18 protein-coding genes and 1 tRNA gene are annotated in these 19,700 nt (G+C 68.8%); 14 read left to right on the top strand and 5 right to left on the bottom strand.

Going from position 1 to position 19,700, the window contains the following annotated elements; translation table 11 throughout:
• Window positions 1-29: 29 nt before the first annotated feature.
• On the top strand, window positions 30-899 hold the full coding sequence (locus tag ACFTXQ_RS18815) for a DUF4184 family protein (protein WP_382642107.1): 870 nt from the start codon (window positions 30-32) through the stop codon (window positions 897-899).
• 35 nt (window positions 900-934) lie between these two features.
• Here ACFTXQ_RS18815 and polA read toward each other — a convergent pair whose 3' ends face one another.
• On the bottom strand, window positions 935-3,658 hold the full coding sequence (gene polA / locus ACFTXQ_RS18810; RefSeq protein ID WP_382642105.1) for a DNA polymerase I: 2,724 nt from the start codon (window positions 3,656-3,658) through the stop codon (window positions 935-937).
• Window positions 3,659-3,773: 115 nt separating this feature from the next.
• Between polA and ACFTXQ_RS18805 the strand changes: the two genes are divergently transcribed.
• From ACFTXQ_RS18805 to ACFTXQ_RS18770, 8 genes are all read left to right on the top strand, one after another.
• Window positions 3,774-6,044, top strand: coding sequence for an FdhF/YdeP family oxidoreductase (locus ACFTXQ_RS18805; protein WP_382642103.1), 2,271 nt, complete (start codon window positions 3,774-3,776; stop codon window positions 6,042-6,044).
• Window positions 6,045-6,097: 53 nt separating this feature from the next.
• Window positions 6,098-6,571: a PaaI family thioesterase gene (locus ACFTXQ_RS18800; RefSeq protein ID WP_382642101.1), complete on the top strand. Its 474-nt coding sequence runs from the start codon at window positions 6,098-6,100 to the stop codon at window positions 6,569-6,571.
• A 168-nt stretch (window positions 6,572-6,739) separates the two neighbouring features.
• Window positions 6,740-7,141 (top strand): hypothetical protein, encoded by a 402-nt coding sequence (locus ACFTXQ_RS18795; RefSeq protein WP_382642099.1) that lies wholly within the window; start codon window positions 6,740-6,742, stop codon window positions 7,139-7,141.
• Window positions 7,142-7,683: 542 nt separating this feature from the next.
• Window positions 7,684-8,916: a branched-chain amino acid ABC transporter substrate-binding protein gene (locus ACFTXQ_RS18790; RefSeq protein ID WP_382642097.1), complete on the top strand. Its 1,233-nt coding sequence runs from the start codon at window positions 7,684-7,686 to the stop codon at window positions 8,914-8,916.
• A gap of 135 nt (window positions 8,917-9,051) precedes the next feature.
• Window positions 9,052-9,984 (top strand): branched-chain amino acid ABC transporter permease, encoded by a 933-nt coding sequence (locus tag ACFTXQ_RS18785; RefSeq protein WP_382642095.1) that lies wholly within the window; start codon window positions 9,052-9,054, stop codon window positions 9,982-9,984.
• A gap of 5 nt (window positions 9,985-9,989) precedes the next feature.
• Window positions 9,990-11,714, top strand: coding sequence for a branched-chain amino acid ABC transporter permease (locus ACFTXQ_RS18780; protein WP_382642093.1), 1,725 nt, complete (start codon window positions 9,990-9,992; stop codon window positions 11,712-11,714).
• 5 nt (window positions 11,715-11,719) lie between these two features.
• Complete coding sequence (locus tag ACFTXQ_RS18775; protein WP_382642091.1) at window positions 11,720-12,667, top strand: ABC transporter ATP-binding protein; 948 nt, start codon at window positions 11,720-11,722, stop codon at window positions 12,665-12,667.
• Entirely contained in the window at window positions 12,664-13,380 is a 717-nt protein-coding gene (locus tag ACFTXQ_RS18770) for an ABC transporter ATP-binding protein (protein WP_382642089.1), read from the top strand. Before ACFTXQ_RS18775 ends, ACFTXQ_RS18770 begins: the two co-directional genes overlap by 4 nt.
• A gap of 75 nt (window positions 13,381-13,455) precedes the next feature.
• Here the strand turns inward: ACFTXQ_RS18770 and ACFTXQ_RS18765 are convergent, their stop codons facing one another.
• The gene (locus ACFTXQ_RS18765; protein ID WP_382642087.1) at window positions 13,456-14,121 is read right to left on the bottom strand and encodes an ANTAR domain-containing response regulator; all 666 of its coding nucleotides are present in this window, start codon (window positions 14,119-14,121) and stop codon (window positions 13,456-13,458) included.
• Between the two features lie 93 nt (window positions 14,122-14,214).
• Between ACFTXQ_RS18765 and ACFTXQ_RS18760 the strand changes: the two genes are divergently transcribed.
• The 3 genes from ACFTXQ_RS18760 (at window position 14,215) to ACFTXQ_RS18750 (ending at window position 16,107) form a co-directional block, all read left to right on the top strand.
• Window positions 14,215-14,298, top strand: a tRNA-Leu gene (locus ACFTXQ_RS18760).
• An 86-nt stretch (window positions 14,299-14,384) separates the two neighbouring features.
• Entirely contained in the window at window positions 14,385-15,176 is a 792-nt protein-coding gene (locus tag ACFTXQ_RS18755) for a helix-turn-helix domain-containing protein (protein WP_382642085.1), read from the top strand.
• Between the two features lie 58 nt (window positions 15,177-15,234).
• Window positions 15,235-16,107, top strand: a complete 873-nt coding sequence (locus ACFTXQ_RS18750) for a MerR family transcriptional regulator (RefSeq protein WP_382642083.1) — start codon at window positions 15,235-15,237, stop codon at window positions 16,105-16,107.
• A gap of 21 nt (window positions 16,108-16,128) precedes the next feature.
• Here ACFTXQ_RS18750 and ACFTXQ_RS18745 read toward each other — a convergent pair whose 3' ends face one another.
• On the bottom strand, window positions 16,129-16,569 hold the full coding sequence (locus tag ACFTXQ_RS18745; protein WP_382642081.1) for a GNAT family N-acetyltransferase: 441 nt from the start codon (window positions 16,567-16,569) through the stop codon (window positions 16,129-16,131).
• Window positions 16,570-16,716: 147 nt separating this feature from the next.
• Between ACFTXQ_RS18745 and ACFTXQ_RS18740 the strand changes: the two genes are divergently transcribed.
• Window positions 16,717-16,968: an EF-hand domain-containing protein gene (locus tag ACFTXQ_RS18740; RefSeq protein ID WP_382642079.1), complete on the top strand. Its 252-nt coding sequence runs from the start codon at window positions 16,717-16,719 to the stop codon at window positions 16,966-16,968.
• A gap of 19 nt (window positions 16,969-16,987) precedes the next feature.
• Here ACFTXQ_RS18740 and ACFTXQ_RS18735 read toward each other — a convergent pair whose 3' ends face one another.
• A complete protein-coding gene (locus ACFTXQ_RS18735; protein ID WP_382642077.1) occupies window positions 16,988-17,593 on the bottom strand; it encodes a TetR/AcrR family transcriptional regulator in 606 nt (201 codons plus the stop codon).
• 76 nt (window positions 17,594-17,669) lie between these two features.
• On the opposite strand from ACFTXQ_RS18735, the gene ACFTXQ_RS18730 reads away from it, so the two are divergent.
• Entirely contained in the window at window positions 17,670-18,242 is a 573-nt protein-coding gene (locus tag ACFTXQ_RS18730) for an RBBP9/YdeN family alpha/beta hydrolase (RefSeq protein ID WP_382642075.1), read from the top strand.
• A gap of 22 nt (window positions 18,243-18,264) precedes the next feature.
• Here ACFTXQ_RS18730 and pyk read toward each other — a convergent pair whose 3' ends face one another.
• Window positions 18,265-19,692, bottom strand: a complete 1,428-nt coding sequence (gene pyk / locus ACFTXQ_RS18725) for a pyruvate kinase (protein ID WP_382642073.1) — start codon at window positions 19,690-19,692, stop codon at window positions 18,265-18,267.
• Between the last annotated feature and the right edge of the window lie 8 nt (window positions 19,693-19,700).

The following is a 19,700-nucleotide window of genomic DNA, read 5'->3' as shown; positions in this document are numbered from 1 at the left end:
CGGGACCACTGGGATCGAGGAGACGCACGATGCCGTTCACTCTCAGCCACGCGGCCGCCGTGCTTCCGGCCATCGGCCGGACCGGGCGCGCCCGGGGGCCGCTGGTGGCCTCCGCGCTGGTACTGGGGTCGTTCGCGCCGGACACCTTCTACTTCGCGGCCACGGTGGTCCCGGGCGTCAAGCGGTACGGCACCTTCACGCACTCGCTGCCGGGGGTGCTGACCGTGGACGCCGCACTGACCGCGGTCCTCGTGGCGTGCTGGCTGCTGCTGCGCGAGCCGCTGATCGCGCTCCTGCCGCGCCGCGGGCAGGGCCGGGTCCACGCCTTCGTGCGGGGCGAGGACTGGCGTCGGCGGCAACCGCCCGCCCTCGCCCTCTGGTTCTGCCTCTCGGCGGTCACCGGCTCCCTCACGCACGTGGTGTGGGACAGCTTCACGCACCTCGACCGCTTCGGGACGCACACGTGGCCGGAGCTCGGCGAGCCGCTCGCCTTCGGCCTGCCGCCCTACCTTTACCTGCAGTACGGCACTTCGGTGCTCGCCGCCTGCGTCCTGCTCTGGTTCACGGTGACCGGCCTGCGCCGGCTGCCCGCCGCACCGGCCCCCGCGTCCGTGCCGGCGCTCGGCCGTGCGGAGGTCTGGGGCGCGCTCGCCCTGATCGGGGTGTGCGTGGCGGTCGGGATCACGCTGCGGGTGCTCCGCTTCTTCACCTTCTTCGACCGGATCCGTACGCCGCTCGACATCATCCCGACGGTCTGCTTCGGCGCGGGCGGCGGCCTGTGCGTCGGCCTGCTGCTGTACGGGGTCCTCTTCCGGCTCCGGCACCGCGGCGACCGCACCCGGCACGGGGACCGGGACCGTACGGACGAGGACACGCGAACGCCCGTCCCCACCGCCTAGCGGGGACGGGCGCCGACCGGGCCGTCGTACGGGGATCAGTGCGCGGCGGACTCCCAGTCGGGGCCGACGCCCACGGACACGTCCAGCGGGGCGCGGAGCTCGACGGCGGCGCCCATCTCGCGGCGCACCAGCTCCTCCACCTTCTTCCGCTCGCCCGGGGCGATCTCCAGCACGATTTCGTCGTGGACCTGGAGCAGCATCCGCGACTTCAGCCCGGCCTCCGTGATCGCCTTGTCCACGCGCAGCATCGCGACCTTGACGATGTCGGCGGCGGTGCCCTGGATCGGGGCGTTGAGCGCCATCCGCTCGGCGGCCTCACGGCGCTGGCGGTTGTCGCTGTTGAGGTCCGGCAGGTAGCGGCGGCGGCCGAAGACCGTGGCCGTGTACCCGGTGGCCCGGGCCTCGTCGACGACGCGGCGCAGGTAGTCCCGTACTCCGCCGAACCGCTCGAAGTAGGTCTCCATCAGGCCGCGCGCCTCGGCGGGCTCGATGCTCAGCTGCTGGGCGAGACCGAAGGCGGAGAGCCCGTACGCGAGGCCGTAGGACATGGCCTTGATCTTGCGGCGCATCTCTGCATCCACGGCGGACCGCTCCACCCCGAACACCTGCGAGGCGACGGTGGTGTGCAGGTCCTCCCCGGACAGGAACGCCTCGATCAGGCCCTCGTCCTCGGAGAGGTGGGCCATGACGCGCAGCTCGATCTGGCTGTAGTCGGCGGTCATCAGGGACTCGAAGCCCTCGCCGACGACGAAGCCGCGGCGGATCGCCCGGCCCTCGTCGGTGCGCACCGGCACGTTCTGCAGGTTGGGGTCGGTGGAGGACAGGCGGCCGGTCGCGGCGACGGTCTGGCTGAAGCTGGTGTGCACCCGGCCGTCGGCGGCGATGGTCTTGACCAGGCCCTCGACGGTGACGCGCAGCTTGGCCTGCTCCCGGTGACGCAGCATGATCACCGGCAGTTCGTGGTCGGTCTGCGTGGCCAGCCAGGCCAGCGCGTCGGCGTCCGTGGTGTAGCCGGTCTTGGTCTTCTTCGTCTTCGGCAGGTCCAGCTCGCCGAAGAACACCTCCTGGAGCTGCTTGGGCGAGCCGAGGTTGAACTCGTGGCCGACCGCCGCGTGCGCCTCCTTCACCGCCTGCTGGACCGCCCCGGCGAACTGCTGCTCCATGGCCTCCAGGTGATCGCGGTCGGCGCCGATGCCGGCCCGCTCCATCCGGGCGAGCAGCTCGGAGGTCGGCAGCTCCATGTCGTGGAGCAGCTCGGTGGCGCCCACCTCGGCGAGCTTCCCGGTGAAGGCCTCGCCGAGGTCCAGGACCGCGCGGGCCTGCGCCATCAGCGCCTCCGCCTCGGCCGTGTCGTCGGCACCGAAGGCCAGCTGGCCGTCGGCGGCGGCGGGAGCGAGCTCCCGGTGCAGGTACTCGTTGGACAGCACGTCCAGCGCGAAGGACCGGCGGCCCGGCTTGACCAGGTAGGCGGCGAGCGCCGTGTCCATGGTGACGCCGGCGAGGCTCCAGCCGTGCTCGGGGAAGACCCGCATCAGGCCCTTGGCGTTGTGCACGACCTTCGGCTTCGCCGCATCCGCCGCCCAGGCCGCGAAGGCCCGCTCGTCGGCCTCGTCCAGCTCGGAGGGCTCGAACCAGGCGGCCGCGCCGCCGGCCGAGGCCAGCGCGATCTCGCTGATGTTGCCCTGGCCCAGCGCCCAGCTGTCGACGGTCGCCACGCCCAGCTGCGCTCCCGCGTGCGCCTCCAGCCACGGCGCGAGCTCGCCCGCGCCCAGCACGGAGCCGTCCAGCTCCACGCCCGCCGCGACGGGGGCCGGCGCCTCCACCTCGGCCGCGCCCGGATCCACGGCCAGCAGCCGCTCCCGCAGCGAGGCGTTGCGGATCTCCAGCACATCCAGCACCCCGGTCACCGCGGACCGGTCGTACGGGAGGCGGGCCAGGTCGGCCGGCGCCTTGGGCAGCTCCACGTCCTTGACCATCTCGGTCAGCACGCGGTTGAGCTTGACGGCCTCCAGGTGGTCCCGGAAGTTCTGCCCGGCCTTGCCCTTGACCTCCTCGGCGCGCTCCACGAGCTCCGCGAACGACCCGAACTGGGTGATCCACTTCGCGGCGGTCTTCTCGCCGACGCCCGGGATGCCGGGGAGGTTGTCGGACGGGTCGCCGCGCAGCGCCGCGAAGTCCGGGTACTGCTGGGGGGTCAGCCCGTACTTCTCCTCGACCTTCTCCGGCGTGAAACGCGTCAGCTCCGAGACGCCCTTGGTCGGGTAGAGCACGGTGGTGTGCTCCGAGACGAGCTGGAAGGAGTCGCGGTCGCCGGTGACGATCAGCACCTCGAAGCCCAGGGCCTCCGCCTGCGTCGCGAGCGTCGCGATCACGTCATCGGCCTCGAAGCCGTCGACCGCGAAACGCGGCACGTGCATCGCGTCGAGGAGCTCGCCGATCAGCTCGACCTGCCCCTTGAACTCGTCGGGGGTCTTGGAGCGGTTCGCCTTGTACTCGGGGAACTCCGTCGAGCGCCACGTCTTGCGGGACACGTCGAACGCCACCGCGAAGTGCGTGGGCGCCTCGTCGCGCAGCGTGTTCGCCAGCATCGACGCGAAGCCGTAGATGGCGTTGGTCGGCTGGCCGGTCGCGGTCGTGAAGTTCTCCGCGGGCAGCGCGAAGAACGCCCGGTACGCCAGGGAGTGCCCGTCCATGAGCATCAGGCGGGGGCGGTCCGCTGCGGTCGTCTGGTCGGTCTTCTTCGATGCTGAATCTGCCACGCCCCCGATCCTAGGCGCCCCCGCTGACAATTCCGGCGTCGGCGATGTCGGCGGAGCGTGACAGGATCGGATGTGTACGAGATGAGTACGCGAAGACTGCTCAAAGGGGAGCGACATGGCCGCCAAGCCGCCCGTAGGTGATCCGGTACAGGACGCGCCGCAGGTCGCGCCGCCCAAGCACGCGGCCGCCGGACTGCCCGCGATCGGCCACACCCTGAAGATCGCGCAGCAGCAGATGGGCCTGGCCCGCACCGCCCGCACCCTGCTCAAGGTCAACCAGAAGGACGGCTTCGACTGCCCCGGCTGCGCCTGGCCCGAGGGCGACAAGCGGCACACCGCCGAATTCTGCGAGAACGGCGCCAAGGCCGTCGCGGAGGAGGCCACCCTGCGCCGGGTCACCCCCGGGTTCTTCGCCGCGCACCCCCTGCCCGACCTGGCCACCCGCTCCGGCTACTGGCTGGGGCAGCAGGGCCGGATCACCGAGCCGATGTACCTGGCGGAGGGCTCCGACCGGTACGAGGCCGTCACCTGGGAGCGGGCCTTCGCGATCATCGCGGAGGAACTGCGCGCCCTCGCCTCCCCCGACGAGGCCCTCTTCTACACCTCCGGCCGCACCAGCAACGAGGCCGCGTTCCTCTTCCAGCTCTTCGCCCGCGAATTCGGCACCAACAACCTGCCCGACTGCTCCAACATGTGCCACGAGTCCTCGGGCTCCGCCCTGAACGAGACCATCGGCATCGGCAAGGGCAGTGTCTCCCTCGAAGACCTCCACCAGGCCGACCTGATCATCGTCGCCGGCCAGAACCCCGGAACGAACCATCCGCGCATGCTCTCCGCCCTGGAGCAGGCCAAATCCGCAGGCGCGAAGATCATCTCGGTGAATCCGCTGCCCGAGGCCGGCATGGAGCGGTTCAAGAACCCGCAGACCCCGCTCGGCATGCTCAAGGGCACCCCCCTCAACGACCTCTTCCTCCAGATCCGCATCGGCGGCGACCAGGCCCTCTTCCGGCTCCTGAACAAGCTGGTCATCGAGGCGGGCGGCGCCACCGACGAGGCCTTCATCCGCGAACACACCCACGGCTACGAGGAGTTCGCCGCCGCCGCCAAGGAGACGGACTGGGCCGAGACCCTCACCGCCACCGGGCTCACCCGGCCCGAGATCGAGCGCGCCCTCGCCATGATCCTCGCCTCGGAGCGCACCATCGTCTGCTGGGCCATGGGCCTGACCCAGCACAAGCACGCCGTCGCCACCATCCGCGAGGTCGTCAACCTCCTCCTGCTGCGCGGCAACATCGGCCGCCCCGGAGCGGGCGTCTGCCCCGTCCGCGGCCACTCCAACGTCCAGGGCGACCGCACCATGGGGATCTTCGAACGCCCGGCACCGGCCTTCCTCGACGCCCTCGACAAGGAATTCGGCATCACCTCGCCCCGCGAGCACGGCTTCGACGTGGTCCGCTCCATCCAGGCCCTGCGCGACGGCAAGGCCAAGGTCCTCTTCGCCATGGGCGGCAACTTCGTCGGCGCCACCCCCGACACCGAGGTCACCGAAGCCGCGATCCGCCGCGCCTCCCTGACCGTGCACGTGTCCACCAAGCTCAACCGCTCCCACGCGGTCACCGGCCGGCGCGCCCTGATCCTGCCCACCCTCGGCCGCACCGACAAGGACGTCCAGGCCGGCGGCAAGCAGTTCGTCACCGTCGAGGACTCCATGGGCATGGTCCACGCCTCCCGCGGCAACCTCGCCCCGGCCTCGCCCCACCTGCTCTCCGAGCCCGCCATCGTGGCCCGCATGGCGCGCGCGGTCCTCGGTGACACCTCGAGAACCCCGTGGGAGGAGTTCGAGCGGGACTACGGCACCATCCGCGACCGCATCTCCCGCGTCGTCCCCGGCTTCGAGGACTTCAACACCAAGGTCGCCCACCCCGGCGGCTTCCGGCTCCCGCACGCCCCGCGCGACGAGCGCCGCTTCCCCACCAAGACCGGCAAGGCGAACTTCACCGCCGCGCCCGTCGAGTACCCGCAGGTCCCGGCGGGGCGGCTGCTCCTGCAGACCCTGCGCAGCCACGACCAGTACAACACCACCATCTACGGCCTCGACGACCGCTACCGCGGGATCACCGGCGGCCGCCGCGTCGTCATGGTCAACCCCGAGGACGCCGCCGAGCTGGGGCTGGCCGACGGCTCCTACACGGACCTGGTGAGCGAGTGGAAGGACGGCGTCGAGCGGCGCGCGCCCGGCTTCCGCGTCGTGCACTACCCGACCGCCCGCGGCTGCGCCGCCGCCTACTACCCCGAGACCAACGTGCTGGTCCCGCTCGACTCCACCGCGGACACCAGCAACACCCCCGCGAGCAAGTCCGTCGTCATCCGCTTCGAACCGGCCTGATAGAACGGCCCAGGACACAATGGTTAACGAGCGTTGACGAACGGAGCCGGCCCATGGGCGAGCAGCACGCAGTGAAGTTCCCGCAGGAGGTACTCGACGAGTACGCGGCCCTGGGCATCGACCTGCCCGCCCTGTTCTCGGCGGGCGCCCTGGGGCAGCGCATGGACATACGGATCCTGGAGGCCTCGGCCGAGCGGGTCGTGGCCACGATGCCCGTCGAGGGCAACACCCAGCCCTACGGGCTGCTGCACGGCGGGGCCTCCGCCGTACTGGCCGAGACCCTCGGCTCGGTCGGCGCGATGATGCACGGCGGCATCACCAAGGTCGCCGTCGGCGTCGACCTGAACTGCACCCACCACCGGGGCGTGCGCTCCGGCCAGGTCACCGGCGTCGCCACCCCCGTGCACCGGGGCCGCTCCACCGCCACCTACGAGGTCGTCATCAGCGACGAGCAGGAGCGCCGCGTGTGCACCGCCCGCCTGACCTGCCTCCTGCGCGACGCCGACCCGTCCGCGGCCGGCGCCTGACCCCGCCGCCGAAGGCCCGCCCGGCCCCGTCCCGCCCGCGCGGGGCGGGGCCGGGTGCGTCACGGGGCCTGGGCGCGTGCCGGGTCCCACCCGCCCGGAATCCGCCAGTCCGCACCCTGTGCCCGCACATCTGTTGTGTCACCGATGGTGACGGCCTACCTTCCCTTCATGGGGACCCCGCCACGCTCCACGGTCCGGTACGCCGCCACCACCCTGCTCGCGGCGCTCACCCTGACCGGATGCTCACCTTCCGCCCCACCGCACGGGGCCGCTTCCGAGAGCCCGGCCCCGAGCCCCTCCTCGCCCGCCCAGGTCTGCACGGCCCTGGTGTCCTACTGGGCCAAGGAGACCCTCATGGGCACCAAATGGTCCGGTCTGGACTGGGAGCAGAAGGGGCTCTCCAACGACCAGTACGCGATCCACGAGGAGGCGGTCGCCGCCGGCCGCGCCGAGGAGCGAACTGCCGGGCGCGACAAGGCACTTGAGCTCATCGACCGGCTCGTGGCCCAGCGTTGCGCCGAGCAGAACGGGGCGACGTGGAGCTCCGAGAACTGGCGGCCCCCGAAGTGACCCGGGTCACCGGATTCCCGGGCCCGCTGTCCGGCTTCCGGGCACCTCCCCCCGTACGGTCGAACCGCAGGTCGCAGGCCCTTCGGCCGCGCGAGCAAGATCCATTCGGGCGAAGTGGATCATCCTCTTTCGTTACTCTACGTAATGGATATGCCGTACCGAATCCCCTTTTTCCCTGGGGAATGGCCACCCGACGGATTGTTTCGGCCACGCACTGCCACATCCGGCTGAATTTGATCAAAGACAGGTGCATGAAGGCCTCAAGCCCCTTAGGGGAGCAGCTATTTCTCAGGATGCGGACATTCCCCACCGTCACCAAAAGTCCGATCTGTCCGCACTCCCACCACACATTCTTGCCCTTGGCATAACAAGAGCGTCACATCATCCTTTCCCCGCTCCCCGCGCTCGCCACCTCGGGCCTAGAGTCACGGCCAGTCACCGCGCCGATGGGCGCGACTCAGCACGGCCGTGGACCTCCCAGTGCGGCCCGGCGACCTACCGGCACCTCGACAGAGGACGCCGCGCCAGGGAAAGGAAGAATCGTGCGACACCGTTCTTTGCTCGTCCTCACCACCGTGATCACCACGGGAGCACTGACCCTCACCGCTTGCGGATCGCGCGACGGAGGCTCGAAGGACAACAGCGACGGCAAGAAGACCGTCGTCGTCATCGGCGTCGACGCCCCCCTCACCGGCTCGCTCTCCGCGCTCGGCCAGGGCATCAAGAACTCCGTGGACCTCGCGGCCAAGACGGCCAACAAGAACAACGAAGTCCCCGGCATCGAGTTCAAGGTCGAAGCCCTCGACGACCAGGCCGTCCCCGCCTCCGGCCAGGCCAACGCCACCAAGCTCGTCGGCAACAAGGACGTCATCGGCGTCGTCGGCCCGCTGAACTCCGGCGTCGCCCAGCAGATGCAGGGCGTCTTCGCCTCCGCCAAGCTGGCCCAGGTCTCCCCCGCCAACACCAACCCCTCGCTCAGCCAGGGCGACAACTGGGGCAAGGGCGAGTACAAGCGCCCCTTCGACACCTACTTCCGCACCGCCGCCACCGACGTGGTCCAGGGCAAGTTCGCCGCCCAGTACCTCTTCAAGGACGCCGGCAAGAAGAAGGTCTTCGTCGTCGACGACAAGCAGACCTACGGCGCCGGCCTCGCCGCGATCTTCTCCGACGAGTTCAAGAAGCTCGGCGGCGAGGTCGTCGGCACCGACCACGTCACCGTGAAGGAGACCGACTTCTCCTCCACCGCCGACAAGGTCAAGTCCTCCGGCGCCGACTCCGTCTACTTCGGCGGCCAGTACCCCGAGGGCGGCCTCCTCGCCGACCAGATCAAGAAGACCGGCGCCAACATCCCGCTCATGGGCGGCGACGGCATCCAGGACCCGGCCTTCATCAGCGCCTCCGGCGAGGCCAACGAAGGCGACCTCTCCACCTCCATCGGCTACCCGGTCGAGAAGCTGGACACCGCCAAGAAGTTCATCGAGGACTACAAGGCCGCCAACTACAAGGACCCCTACGCCGCCTACGGTGGCTACTCCTACGACGCCGGCTGGGCCGTCATCCAGGCCGTCAAGGCCGCCGTCGCCGCCAACAACGGCAAGCTCCCCGCCGACGCCCGCGCCAAGGTCGTCGAGGCCCTCGGCAAGGTCTCCTTCGAAGGCGTCACCGGCAAGGTCGCCTTCGACCAGTACGGCGACACCACCAACAAGCAGCTCACGGTCTACAAGGTCGAAGGCGGCAAGTGGGTCGACGTCAAGAGCGACACGTTCAACCAGTAATCCCGTAACACCGAACCACCAGGCCGAACCGTCCCGACCAACGGCCTGACCCGCAACAAAAGAACCAGCCGCGCGAGGGCGCAAACCGCGCCCTCGCGCGGAGTCTTATCCGACACGCTCATCGGAGGCCCTGCGGTGCACGAACTGCCGCAACAGCTGGCCAACGGCCTTGCCCTCGGTGCCCTTTACGGCCTCATCGCCATCGGGTACACCATGGTCTACGGCATCGTCCAGCTCATCAACTTCGCCCACGGCGAGATCTTCATGATCGGCGGCTTCGGCGCGCTCACCGCCTACACCGCCCTCCCGACCGGCACTTCCCTGCTGATCGCGATACCCGTCATGATCGTCGGAGGCGCACTCGCCTCCGTCGCCGTGGCCACCGCAGCGGAACGCTTCGCGTACCGCCCCCTGCGCAGCGCCCCGCGGCTCGCCCCGCTCATCACCGCAATCGGCCTCTCGATCGCGCTCCAGCAGCTCGTCTGGCAGTTCTACCCGGACGCCAAGAAGGCAGTCAGCTTCCCCGAATTCAAGGGAGCCGCCTTCAAGATCACCGACAGCCTCGCCATCCAGCGCGCGGACGCCTTCGTCCTCATCCTCGCCCCGCTCTGCATGCTCGCCCTCGGCGTCTTCGTCTCCAAGAGCCGCAGCGGCCGCGCCATGCAGGCCACCGCCCAGGACCCCGACACCGCCAAGCTCATGGGCATCAACACCGACCGCATCATCGTCATGGCCTTCGCCATCGGTGCCGCGTTCGCCGCCGTCGCAGCCGTCGCCTACGGCCTCGACAAGGGCCAGATCAACTTCGAAATGGGCTTCATCCTCGGCCTCAAGGCCTTCACCGCAGCCGTCCTCGGCGGCATCGGCAACATCTACGGCGCCATGGTCGGCGGCGTCGTCCTCGGCCTCGCCGAGGCCCTCTCGATCGCCTACATCGAAGAGATCCCCGGCATGCAGCAGCTCGGCGGTGGAGCCTGGTCCAACGTCTGGGCGTTCGTACTCCTCATCGTCGTCCTCCTCGTGCGGCCACAAGGCCTGCTCGGCGAGCGCGTCGCGGATCGGGCGTGAGAACCATGACCACCAACACCACCCCGCAGACCGCCCCCGCGAAGCAGGGCCCCGCCCCCGCCGCGCTCCTCTACGCGGTCATCGGCGGCAGCATCATCACCATCGTCTCCGCCTTCCTCGCCTGGACCTGGACCCCGGACTTCCCCGGCAACCTGACCTACTACGGCAGCCCGGCCCCCATCCAGACCCTCAGCCTCGTCGCCGGACTCCTCACCGCCGCCTTCGCGCTTTCCGCACTCGGCATCAAGGGCCTGCGCTGGCTCACCCCCACCGGCGCCCGCAAGCCCGTCTGGATCCTCGCGCTCGGCACCCTCGCCGGCACCTGGTTCACCGTCATCGCCATCGCCTGGGTCCTCGGCGGCTTCGTCCACCTCGAACCCGGCGCCTACGTCGCCCTCGTCGGCTCGCTCATCCCGGCCCTCGCCGCGTACAAGCTCCCCGACGACAGCCACAAGGCCGCCCCCGCCAAGAAGCTGCCCTCCTGGGCCGAGATCCTCCTCATCACCGGCGTCTTCGCCCTCGGCCTCTACGTCATCACCTTCGGCATCGACACCGATGACAAAGAACCGCAGCTCTTCGTCACCTACCTGATCATCATCGGCTTCGCGGCCTTCGCCCTGCTCAAGTCCGGTCTCCTCGACCGCTTCAGCACCATCACCGCGAACAACCGCCAGGTCACCCTCATCGGAACCGCGGCCGCCGCGATCGCCTTCCCCTTCATCCAGCAGAGCGGCGACACCTACACCCTCATCGCGGTCAACATCCTGATCTTCGCGACCGTCGCCCTCGGCCTCAACGTCGTCGTCGGCCTCGCCGGCCTCCTCGACCTCGGCTACGTCGCCTTCCTCGGCGTCGGCGCCTACACCGCCGCCCTCGTCTCCGGAAGCACCGCCTCCGCCTTCGACATCCGCCTCCCCTTCTGGGCGGCAATGATCGTCGGCGCCCTCGCCTCACTCATCTTCGGCGTGGTCATCGGCGCACCCACCCTGCGCCTGCGCGGCGACTACCTCGCCATCGTCACCCTCGGCTTCGGAGAAATCTTCCGCATCGCCATGGGCAACCTCGACGGCGACTCCGGCCCCGACATCACCAACGGCCCCAACGGCATCCCCAACATCCCCCACCTCGAAATCCTCGGGTGGAACTTCGGGGAATCCCACGACATCGGCGGCATCACCCTCGGCGCCTACGCCAACTACTACTTCCTGATGCTGCTCGTCATGGCCCTCGTCGTCCTGGTCTTCGCCCGCGCCGGCAACAGCCGCATCGGCCGCGCCTGGGTCGCCATCCGCGAAGACGAAACCGCCGCCGAAGCCATGGGCATCAACGGCTTCAAGGTCAAGCTCATCGCCTTCGCCCTCGGCGCCACCCTCGCCGGCCTCGCCGGCACCGTCCAGGCACACGTCAACAGCACCGTCGTCCCCGAGAACTACGTCTTCGCCGGACCCGTCCCGCCGAACTCCGCGTTCCTCCTCGCCGCCGTCATCCTCGGCGGCATGGGCACCATCCGCGGCCCCATCCTCGGCGCCGCACTCCTCTTCCTCATCCCGGCGAAGCTGGCCTTCCTCCAGGACTACCAGCTCCTCGCCTTCGGCATCGCCCTCATCCTCCTCATGCGCTTCCGCCCCGAAGGCCTCATCGCCAACAAGCGCGCGCAGCTCGAGTACCACGACGAAGAGACGACTGACCAGGCCCCCACGGACCTGGCCACCGCCAAGGCGGGGGCGTGAACATCATGACCACGACAGACACCACCACGGCGACCACCGTCCTCGAAGCCAGCGGCGTCACCATGCGCTTCGGCGGCCTCACCGCCGTCAAGGGCGTCGACCTCAAGGTCAACGCAGGCGAGATCGTCGGACTCATCGGCCCCAACGGCGCCGGCAAGACCACCTTCTTCAACTGCCTCACTGGGCTGTACGTCCCCACCGAGGGAACCGTCAGCTACAAGGGCACCGTCCTGCCGCCCACACCCCACAAGGTCACCGCAGCAGGCGTCGCCCGCACCTTCCAGAACATCCGGCTCTTCCACAACATGACCGTGCTGGAGAACGTCCTCGTCGGACGCCACACCCGCACCAGGGAAGGCCTCTGGTCCGCACTCCTGCGCGGCCCCGGCTTCAAGAAGGCCGAAGCCGCCAGCGAAGCACGCGCCATGGAACTCCTCGAGTTCATCGGCCTCCAGCACAAGGCCGGCCACCTCGCCAAGAACCTCCCCTACGGCGAACAGCGCAAGCTCGAAATCGCCCGCGCCCTCGCCAGCGACCCCGGCCTCATCCTCCTGGACGAGCCCACCGCCGGCATGAACCCCCAGGAAACCCGCGCCGCCGAAGAACTCATCTTCGCCATCCGCGACATGGGCATCGCCGTCCTCGTCATCGAGCACGACATGCGCTTCATCTTCAACCTCTGCGACCGCGTCGCCTGCCTCGTCCAGGGCGAAAAGCTCATCGAAGGCACCGCCGCCGAAGTCCAGGGCGACGAACGCGTCATCGCCGCCTACCTCGGCACCCCCTTCGAGGGCGCCCCCGGCGACGAGGAAGTCGCCGAGGTCGAAGCCGCCGAAGCCCACGCCGAAGCGGAAGCCTCGGAAGCGGAAGCGGACACCGACACCGCGGCGGACACCGAGACCGAGCCCGCCTCGGACAGCACCACCAGCACCACGGAAGGAGAGGCCAAGTGACCACACTGCTCAAGGTCGAAGACCTCAAAGTCGCCTACGGCAAGATCGAAGCCGTCAAGGGCATCTCCTTCGAAGTCAACGAAGGCGAAATCGTCTGCCTCGTCGGCACCAACGGCGCCGGCAAGACCACCACCCTGCGCACCCTCTCCGGGCTCCTCAAGCCCACCTCGGGCAGCATCACCTTCGACGGCAAACCCCTCGTCGGCGTCCCCGCCCACAAGATCGTCTCCATGAAGCTGGCCCACTCCCCCGAGGGACGCCACATCTTCCCCCGGCTGACGATCGCCGAAAACCTCCAGCTCGGCGCCTTCCTGCGCACCGACAAGGACGGCATCGAGAAGGACATCCAGCGCGCCTACGACCTCTTCCCCATCCTGGGAGAGCGCCGCAAGCAGGCCGCCGGCACCCTCTCCGGCGGCGAGCAGCAGATGCTCGCCATGGGCCGCGCCCTCATGTGCCAGCCCAAGCTGCTCATGCTGGACGAGCCCTCCATGGGCCTGTCCCCGCTCATGATGCAGAAGATCATGGCGACCATCGCCGAGCTCAAGGCCACCGGCACCACCATCCTGCTCGTCGAGCAGAACGCCCAGGCCGCGCTCTCCCTGGCCGACCAGGCCCACGTGATGGAGATCGGCAAGATCGTGCTCTCCGGCACCGGCCAGGACCTCCTGCACAACGAGGACGTCCGCAAGGCCTACCTCGGCGAGGACTGACCCCCGCCCCCTCCATGCCGTGAGGCCCGTCTCCCCTCGGGGGGAGACGGGCCTCACGCATGCTGTCCGGGGCTCTTACTGCCCCTTGGCGGCGTCCTGCTGCTGCTTCTTCTCCTCGGCGTCCTCGATGACCGCCTCCGCGACCTGCTGCATGGACATACGACGGTCCATCGAGGTCTTCTGGATCCAGCGGAACGCGGCCGGCTCACTGAGCCCGTACTGGGTCTGCAGGATGCTCTTGGCCCGGTCCACCAGCTTGCGGGTCTCCAGCCGGAGCGAGAGGTCGGCGACCTCCTTCTCCAGCGCCTTCAGCTCGGCGAACCGGGAGACCGCCATCTCGATGGCGGGCACGACGTCGCTCTTGCTGAACGGCTTCACCAGGTATGCCATGGCCCCGGCGTCACGGGCCCGCTCGACCAGGTCGCGCTGCGAGAACGCGGTCAGCATCAGCACGGGCGCGATGGACTCCTCCGCGATCTTCTCGGCGGCGGAGATCCCGTCCAGCACGGGCATCTTCACGTCGAGGATGACGAGGTCGGGCCGGTGCTCGCGCGCCAGCTCCACGGCCGTCTGCCCGTCCCCGGCCTCACCGACGACGGCGTACCCCTCCTCCTCGAGCATCTCTTTCAGGTCCAGGCGGATGAGCGCCTCGTCCTCGGCGATGACGACTCGGGTCGTCAGCGGCGGAACGTGCGACTGGTCGGCGTCGGGCGTGGGCGTCGACTCGTGCTCGGCGGTCACGGGGGGCTCCTCTTTGCGGGGCTCTGCTGCTTGGATGAGCCTACCTAGCTGCAGTACTCGATCGTCACCCGGTACACTCCGACCAGCAACCTTGCCGGGTTGGCGCAACTGGCTGACGCGGAGGTCTCAAACACCTCTGTCCGAGAGGACGTGTGGGTTCGAATCCCATACCCGGCACAGCGTCCGAAAAGCGGACGTTCACCTTCGCGTGAACGTTCGCTTTTTGCTGCGTAGGGCCATCCCTCGTCACGCACAGTGGCGTCATGGAGTTTCACAGCCTCGAAGTGCGTCAGGCCGCTATCTCGCTGCTGCGCGACGGTACTCGGAACGCCGAGGTAGCCCGGCGCCTGAACGTGCCACTCGGCACGATCGGCTACTGGAAGCACGTGGACCGAGCCAAGCACGGCGAGACCGTTTCCATACGCCCTTCACTGCTCTGCCCCAGATGTGACCAGCGGGATCTCGACGTCGTGGCCTACGCGTACCTGCTGGGCCTCTATCTCGGCGACGGCCACATCAGCCATTACGCCAAGCACAAAGTGCCGAGCCTGATGATCACCCTCGACGACTCATGGCCTGGCATCCAGAACGAGGCGGAGTCAGCCATCCGAGTCGTGTTTCCCCACAACGCTACGTGCCGCGTGCGCAACGGAGGCGCACACAACATCAAGGTGTACTTCAAACACCTGCCCTGCCTGTTCCCCCAGCATGGGCCGGGCAGGAAACACGAACGCCGCATCGCCCTCGAGGACTGGCAGCAGGAGATCGTCGATGCCCACCCCTGGGAGTTCATCCGGGGGCTGATCCACTCCGACGGGTGTCGGATCACCAACTGGACCACCCGCGTGGTCGCCGGCGAGCGGAAGCGGTACGAGTACCCGCGGTACTTCTTCACCAACAAGTCGGACGACATCCGGAAGCTCTGCACGGACACGCTCACCAAGGTCGGCGTCCAGTGGACGGTCCTGGCCCGGGGCAGCGACCCCTTCAACGTGTCCATCGCCCGGAAGGACTCCGTGGCCCTCATGGACGCCCACATCGGCCCGAAGTACTGAGCGGCGCGCCCCGGCCTAGGGTTGAGTCTCCAGTGGCTGGAGACCGCAGGGTGGGCGCATGGAAGACGGTGTGGAGCTGTTCTCGATCGGGGAGTTGGCGCGGCGGACCGGGTTGTCGGTTCGGACGATCCGGTTCTACTCCGATTCGGGGGTGGTCGCGCCGACGGATCGGAGTCGTGCCGGGTACCGGCTGTACGACCTCGATGCGCTGTTTCGCCTGGAGCTGGTGCGTGCGCTGCGTGAGCTGGGTCTGGATCTGGCGACGGTTCGGCGGGTGCTGGAGCGTGAGGCGTCGGTGGCGGAGGTTGCCGCGGTGCATGCCGATGCGTTGGACGTGCAGATCAGGGTGTTGCGGTTGCGTCGGGCCGTGTTGCGGGCGGTGGCCGGGCAGGGGTCCAGTGCTGAGGAGATGGCGTTGATGGTGGGGCTTGCGCGGTTGTCGGGTGAGGAGTTCCGGCGGTTGGTCGGGAGGTTCCTGGAGGGGGCCGATCCGGTGGTGGTGGGGGCGGTGGGTGCGGCTGCTCCTGTGCTGCCGGAGGATCCGTCGGCGGAGCAGTTGGCGGCGTGGGTGGAGTTGGCGGGGTTGGTGGGTGATGAGGGGTTCCGTGCTGCTCTGCGGGCGTGGCGGCCGGGTGTGCCGGAGGTGGAGGTGCGTGCGGGTGCGGAGGTGATGGCGTACGCGCGCGGGGTGCTGGAGGGTGAGGCGGTCGTCGACGAGGGGGTCGTCGGGGATCTGGTGGTGAGGTTCGCGGAGGCGTTGGGGCGGGTGCCTGATGCGGAGTTCCGGGGGTGGTTGGCCGGGGAGTTCGAGGTGGTGGGTGATCCTCGGGTGGAGCGGTACTGGCGGTTGGTGTGGGTGGTGAACGGCTGGGAGGTGGTGCCGGGGTTGGTGCCGGTGTATGGGCGGCTGGCGGAGGTGTTGCGGGCGTAGTCCGTCCGGTTCCGGCTGTGGTCAGGAGAGCCGCAGGTCTGTCCAGGGGATGGTGTCGCCCGGCAGGAGGTATCGCTCGGTTTCGGTGAACCCGTGTTTCTGTGCGAAGCGCAGTCCGTCCTCGTTTGATGACAGGACGACGGTGTCGATCTCCTTGGCGCCCAGTTCTCGGGCTCGGTGGAGCCCGCGGGCATAGAGGGCTTCGCCGATTCCCTGTCCTCGGTGGGCGGGGAGCACGCGGGCGATGACGGTTGCCGTCATCGTGTCGTCTGCCGGCGGGCGCACGGTGCTGCTCCCGACCAGGGTGTCACCGAGGTACGCGATCTCGAGGTGGTGGCGTTCGGAGCGTTCCCGGACCTCTTCCAGCGACAGGGCGTGGGTGGGGATGATCGTGTTGTGGACGTGCTGCCAGTCTTTGAGGGTGGCGTCGCCGTCGGGCTGTTGGAAGCGGAGATCGGACATCACAGCAGGAGACCTTGGTACTCCTCGGACGTCAAGGCGCGCCGGCGGTCGGGGGCGCCGGGTGCCGGGCGCCCGCGTCGTGGGTGGCGGTTGGACCTAGAGTCGGGTTGAGGTCGGGGCAACGCGTGGGATGGAAGGGATCGTGTGATGAGTGAGAAGGCTCGGAAGTTGTTCGAGGCGTTGGATCTGAATGCGGATGGTGAGTTGACGCGGGTGGAGGTGATCACGGCGTTGCGGTCGAAGGGGCCGACGTTGGCGGCGCGGGGTGTTCTGCCGTTTTGGGGTGTGGGGGATGTGGATGCTTCGTCGGCGTTGTTCGATGCGGCGGATGCGAATGGGGATGAGGTGTTGACGTTCGAGGAGTTCGCTGCGGTCGTGGATCGGCGGTTCGGCTGGTAGTGCTGCCCGCTTCGGTTCCTCAGGTGTGGCGGGTGAGGCCGGTGAGGATGGTGGTGACGTGGGCTTGGGCGTCGGTGGGGTCGAGGGGGGCGTGGGCGATGAGGAGGCGGTACCAGAAGGGGCCGAAGATCAGGTCGGTGGCGTGGTCGAGGTCGGTGTCGTCGGGGATCTCTTCGCGGGTGATGGCGCGGGTGAGGAGGGTGGTGACGAGTTCGCGGCGGGTGTGGACCCAGGCGCGGAAGGCTTCGGCGAAGTCGGGGTCGAGTTGGGCTTCGGCCATGAGGCCGGTGAGGGCTTTGGTGCGGACGGGGTCGTCGCCGATGCGGTAGAGGTCGGTGACGAAGGCGGTGAGGTCGCCGGGGAGGGTGCCGGTGTCGGGTTGGGGGACGCGGGTGGCGGTTTCGTGGGCGTAGGCGTCCATGACGAGGGCGGGTTTGGATTTCCACCAGCGGTAGACGGTGCTTTTGGCGACGTTGGCGCGTTTGGCGACGCCTTCGATGGTGAGGGCGCCGTAGCCGTGTTCGACGAGTAGGGCGGCGGTTGCTTCGAGGACGGAGTGGTGTGCGTCTTCGTTGCGGAGGCGGCCGCCGGTTCGGGGTGTGGGGTTTTGGGGAGTGGTTGACACGCGATCACGATAGCCCTACCTTTAAATCGAAACGCTGCGTAGCGTTTCGATTGGTCGGTGGATCGGGGGATGAGTCATGAGCAGGATCGTGATCGCGCACGGGTATGGCATGAGCGGCGGGGAGCACTGGTATCCGTCGGTGGCCGAGGAGCTCGGTGCGGAGGGGCACGAGGTGCGGGTGCCGGACTTCCCGGAGCCGTTCGCGCCGGATGCGGGTGCGTGGCTGAAGGGGCTGCGGGCGGAGACGGTGGGTGCGCCGGCCGGTGAGACGGTGCTGGTGGGGCACAGTCTGGGCGGGGTGAATGTGCTGCGGCTGCTGCAGGAGCATGACACCGGGGCGGAGGGGGCTTTCGCGGGTGTGGTGTTCGTGGCGTCGATGAGTGCCGAGGTGGGGTACGACGCGTTGGCGCCGTTCTTCTCGCCGGAGTTCGACTGGGCGAGGATCCGTGGCGCGGCGCGGGGGTTCCGGGTGCTGCATGCGGCGGATGACCCGGTGACGGGGGTGCGGACCGCGGAGCATGTGATGCGGTTCGTGACGGAGTTGGGGGCGGTGGCGCGGGTGACCGCGTCGGGCGGGCATTTCCCGAGTACGGGTGGGAGTTTGTTGGAGCTGCCCGACGCGGTGCGTCTTATACGTGAGGTGTTGTAGCGCGGTGGTGCTGGTGCGGTGGTTAGCGGACGGCGTCGCCGATGTGGTGGATGCGGACGAGGTTGGTGGATCCGCTGACGCCGGGGGGTGAGCCGGCGGTGATGACGACGATGTCGCCGCGGACGCAGCGGCCGATGCGCAGGAGTTCTTCCTCGACCTGGGCGACCATGGCGTCGGTGGAGTCGACGTGGGGGCCGAGGAAGGTTTCCACGCCCCAGGTGAGGTTGAGCTGGGAGCGGGTTGCGGGGTCGGGGGTGAAGGCGAGGAGGGGGATGGGTGAGCGGTAGCGGGAGAGCCGGCGGACGGTGTCTCCGCTCTGGGTGAAGGCGACGAGGAATTTGGCGTCGAGGAAGTCGCCCATTTCGGCGGCGGCTCGGGCTACGGCGCCGCCTTGGGTCCGGGGCTTGTTGCGGTCGGTGAGGGGTGGGAGGCCCTTGGCGAGGATGTCTTCTTCGGCGGCTTCGACGATGCGGGACATGGTGCGGACGGTTTCGACGGGGTATTTGCCGACGCTGGTTTCACCCGAAAGCATGACGGCGTCGGTGCCGTCGATGATGGCGTTGGCGACGTCGGAGGCTTCGGCGCGGGTGGGTCGGGAGTTGTCGATCATCGAGTCGAGCATCTGGGTCGCGACGATGACGGGCTTGGCGTTGCGCTTGGCGAGTTTGATGGCTCGTTTCTGGACGATCGGGACTTGTTCCAGGGGCATTTCGACGCCGAGGTCGCCGCGGGCGACCATGATGCCGTCGAAGGCGGCGACGATGTCGTCGATGTTTTCGACGGCCTGGGGCTTTTCGATCTTGGCGATGACGGGGAGGTTGCGGCCTTCCTCCTTCATGATGCGGTGGACGTCTTCGATGTCGCGGCCGCTGCGGACGAAGGAGAGGGCGATGACGTCGGCGCCGGTGCGCAGGGCCCAGCGGAGGTCTTCGATGTCCTTTTCGGAGAGGGCGGGGACGGAGACGGCGACGCCGGGGAGGTTGAGGCCTTTGTGGTCGGAGACCATGCCGCCTTCGACGACGAGGGTGTGGACGCGGGGGCCGTCGACTCCGGTGACTTCGAGGGTGACGCGGCCGTCGTCGACGAGGATGCGTTCGCCGGTGGTGACGTCGTAGGCGAGGCCTTTGTAGGTGGTGCCGCAGGTGTGGCGGTCGCCTTCGAGGTCTTCGACGGTGATGGTGAACTCGTCGCCGCGTTCAAGGAGTACGGGTCCTTCGCGGAAGCGGCCGAGGCGGATCTTCGGGCCTTGAAGGTCTGCGAGGATGCCGACGCTGCGGCCGGTTTCGTCGGCGGCCTTGCGTACGCGCTGGTAGCGCTCTTCGTGTTCGGCGTAGGTGCCGTGGCTGAGATTGAAGCGGGCGATGTCCATTCCGGCTTCGACCAGGGCTTTGATCTGGTCGTATGAGTCGGTGGCGGGGCCCAGGGTACATACGATTTTCGCTCGGCGCATGAGGCGAG

Source organism: Streptomyces sp. NPDC057010 (assembly GCF_042673805.1).
Lineage (GTDB): Bacteria > Actinomycetota > Actinomycetes > Streptomycetales > Streptomycetaceae > Streptomyces.
This window is presented reverse-complemented; position numbering and strand designations above follow the sequence as displayed.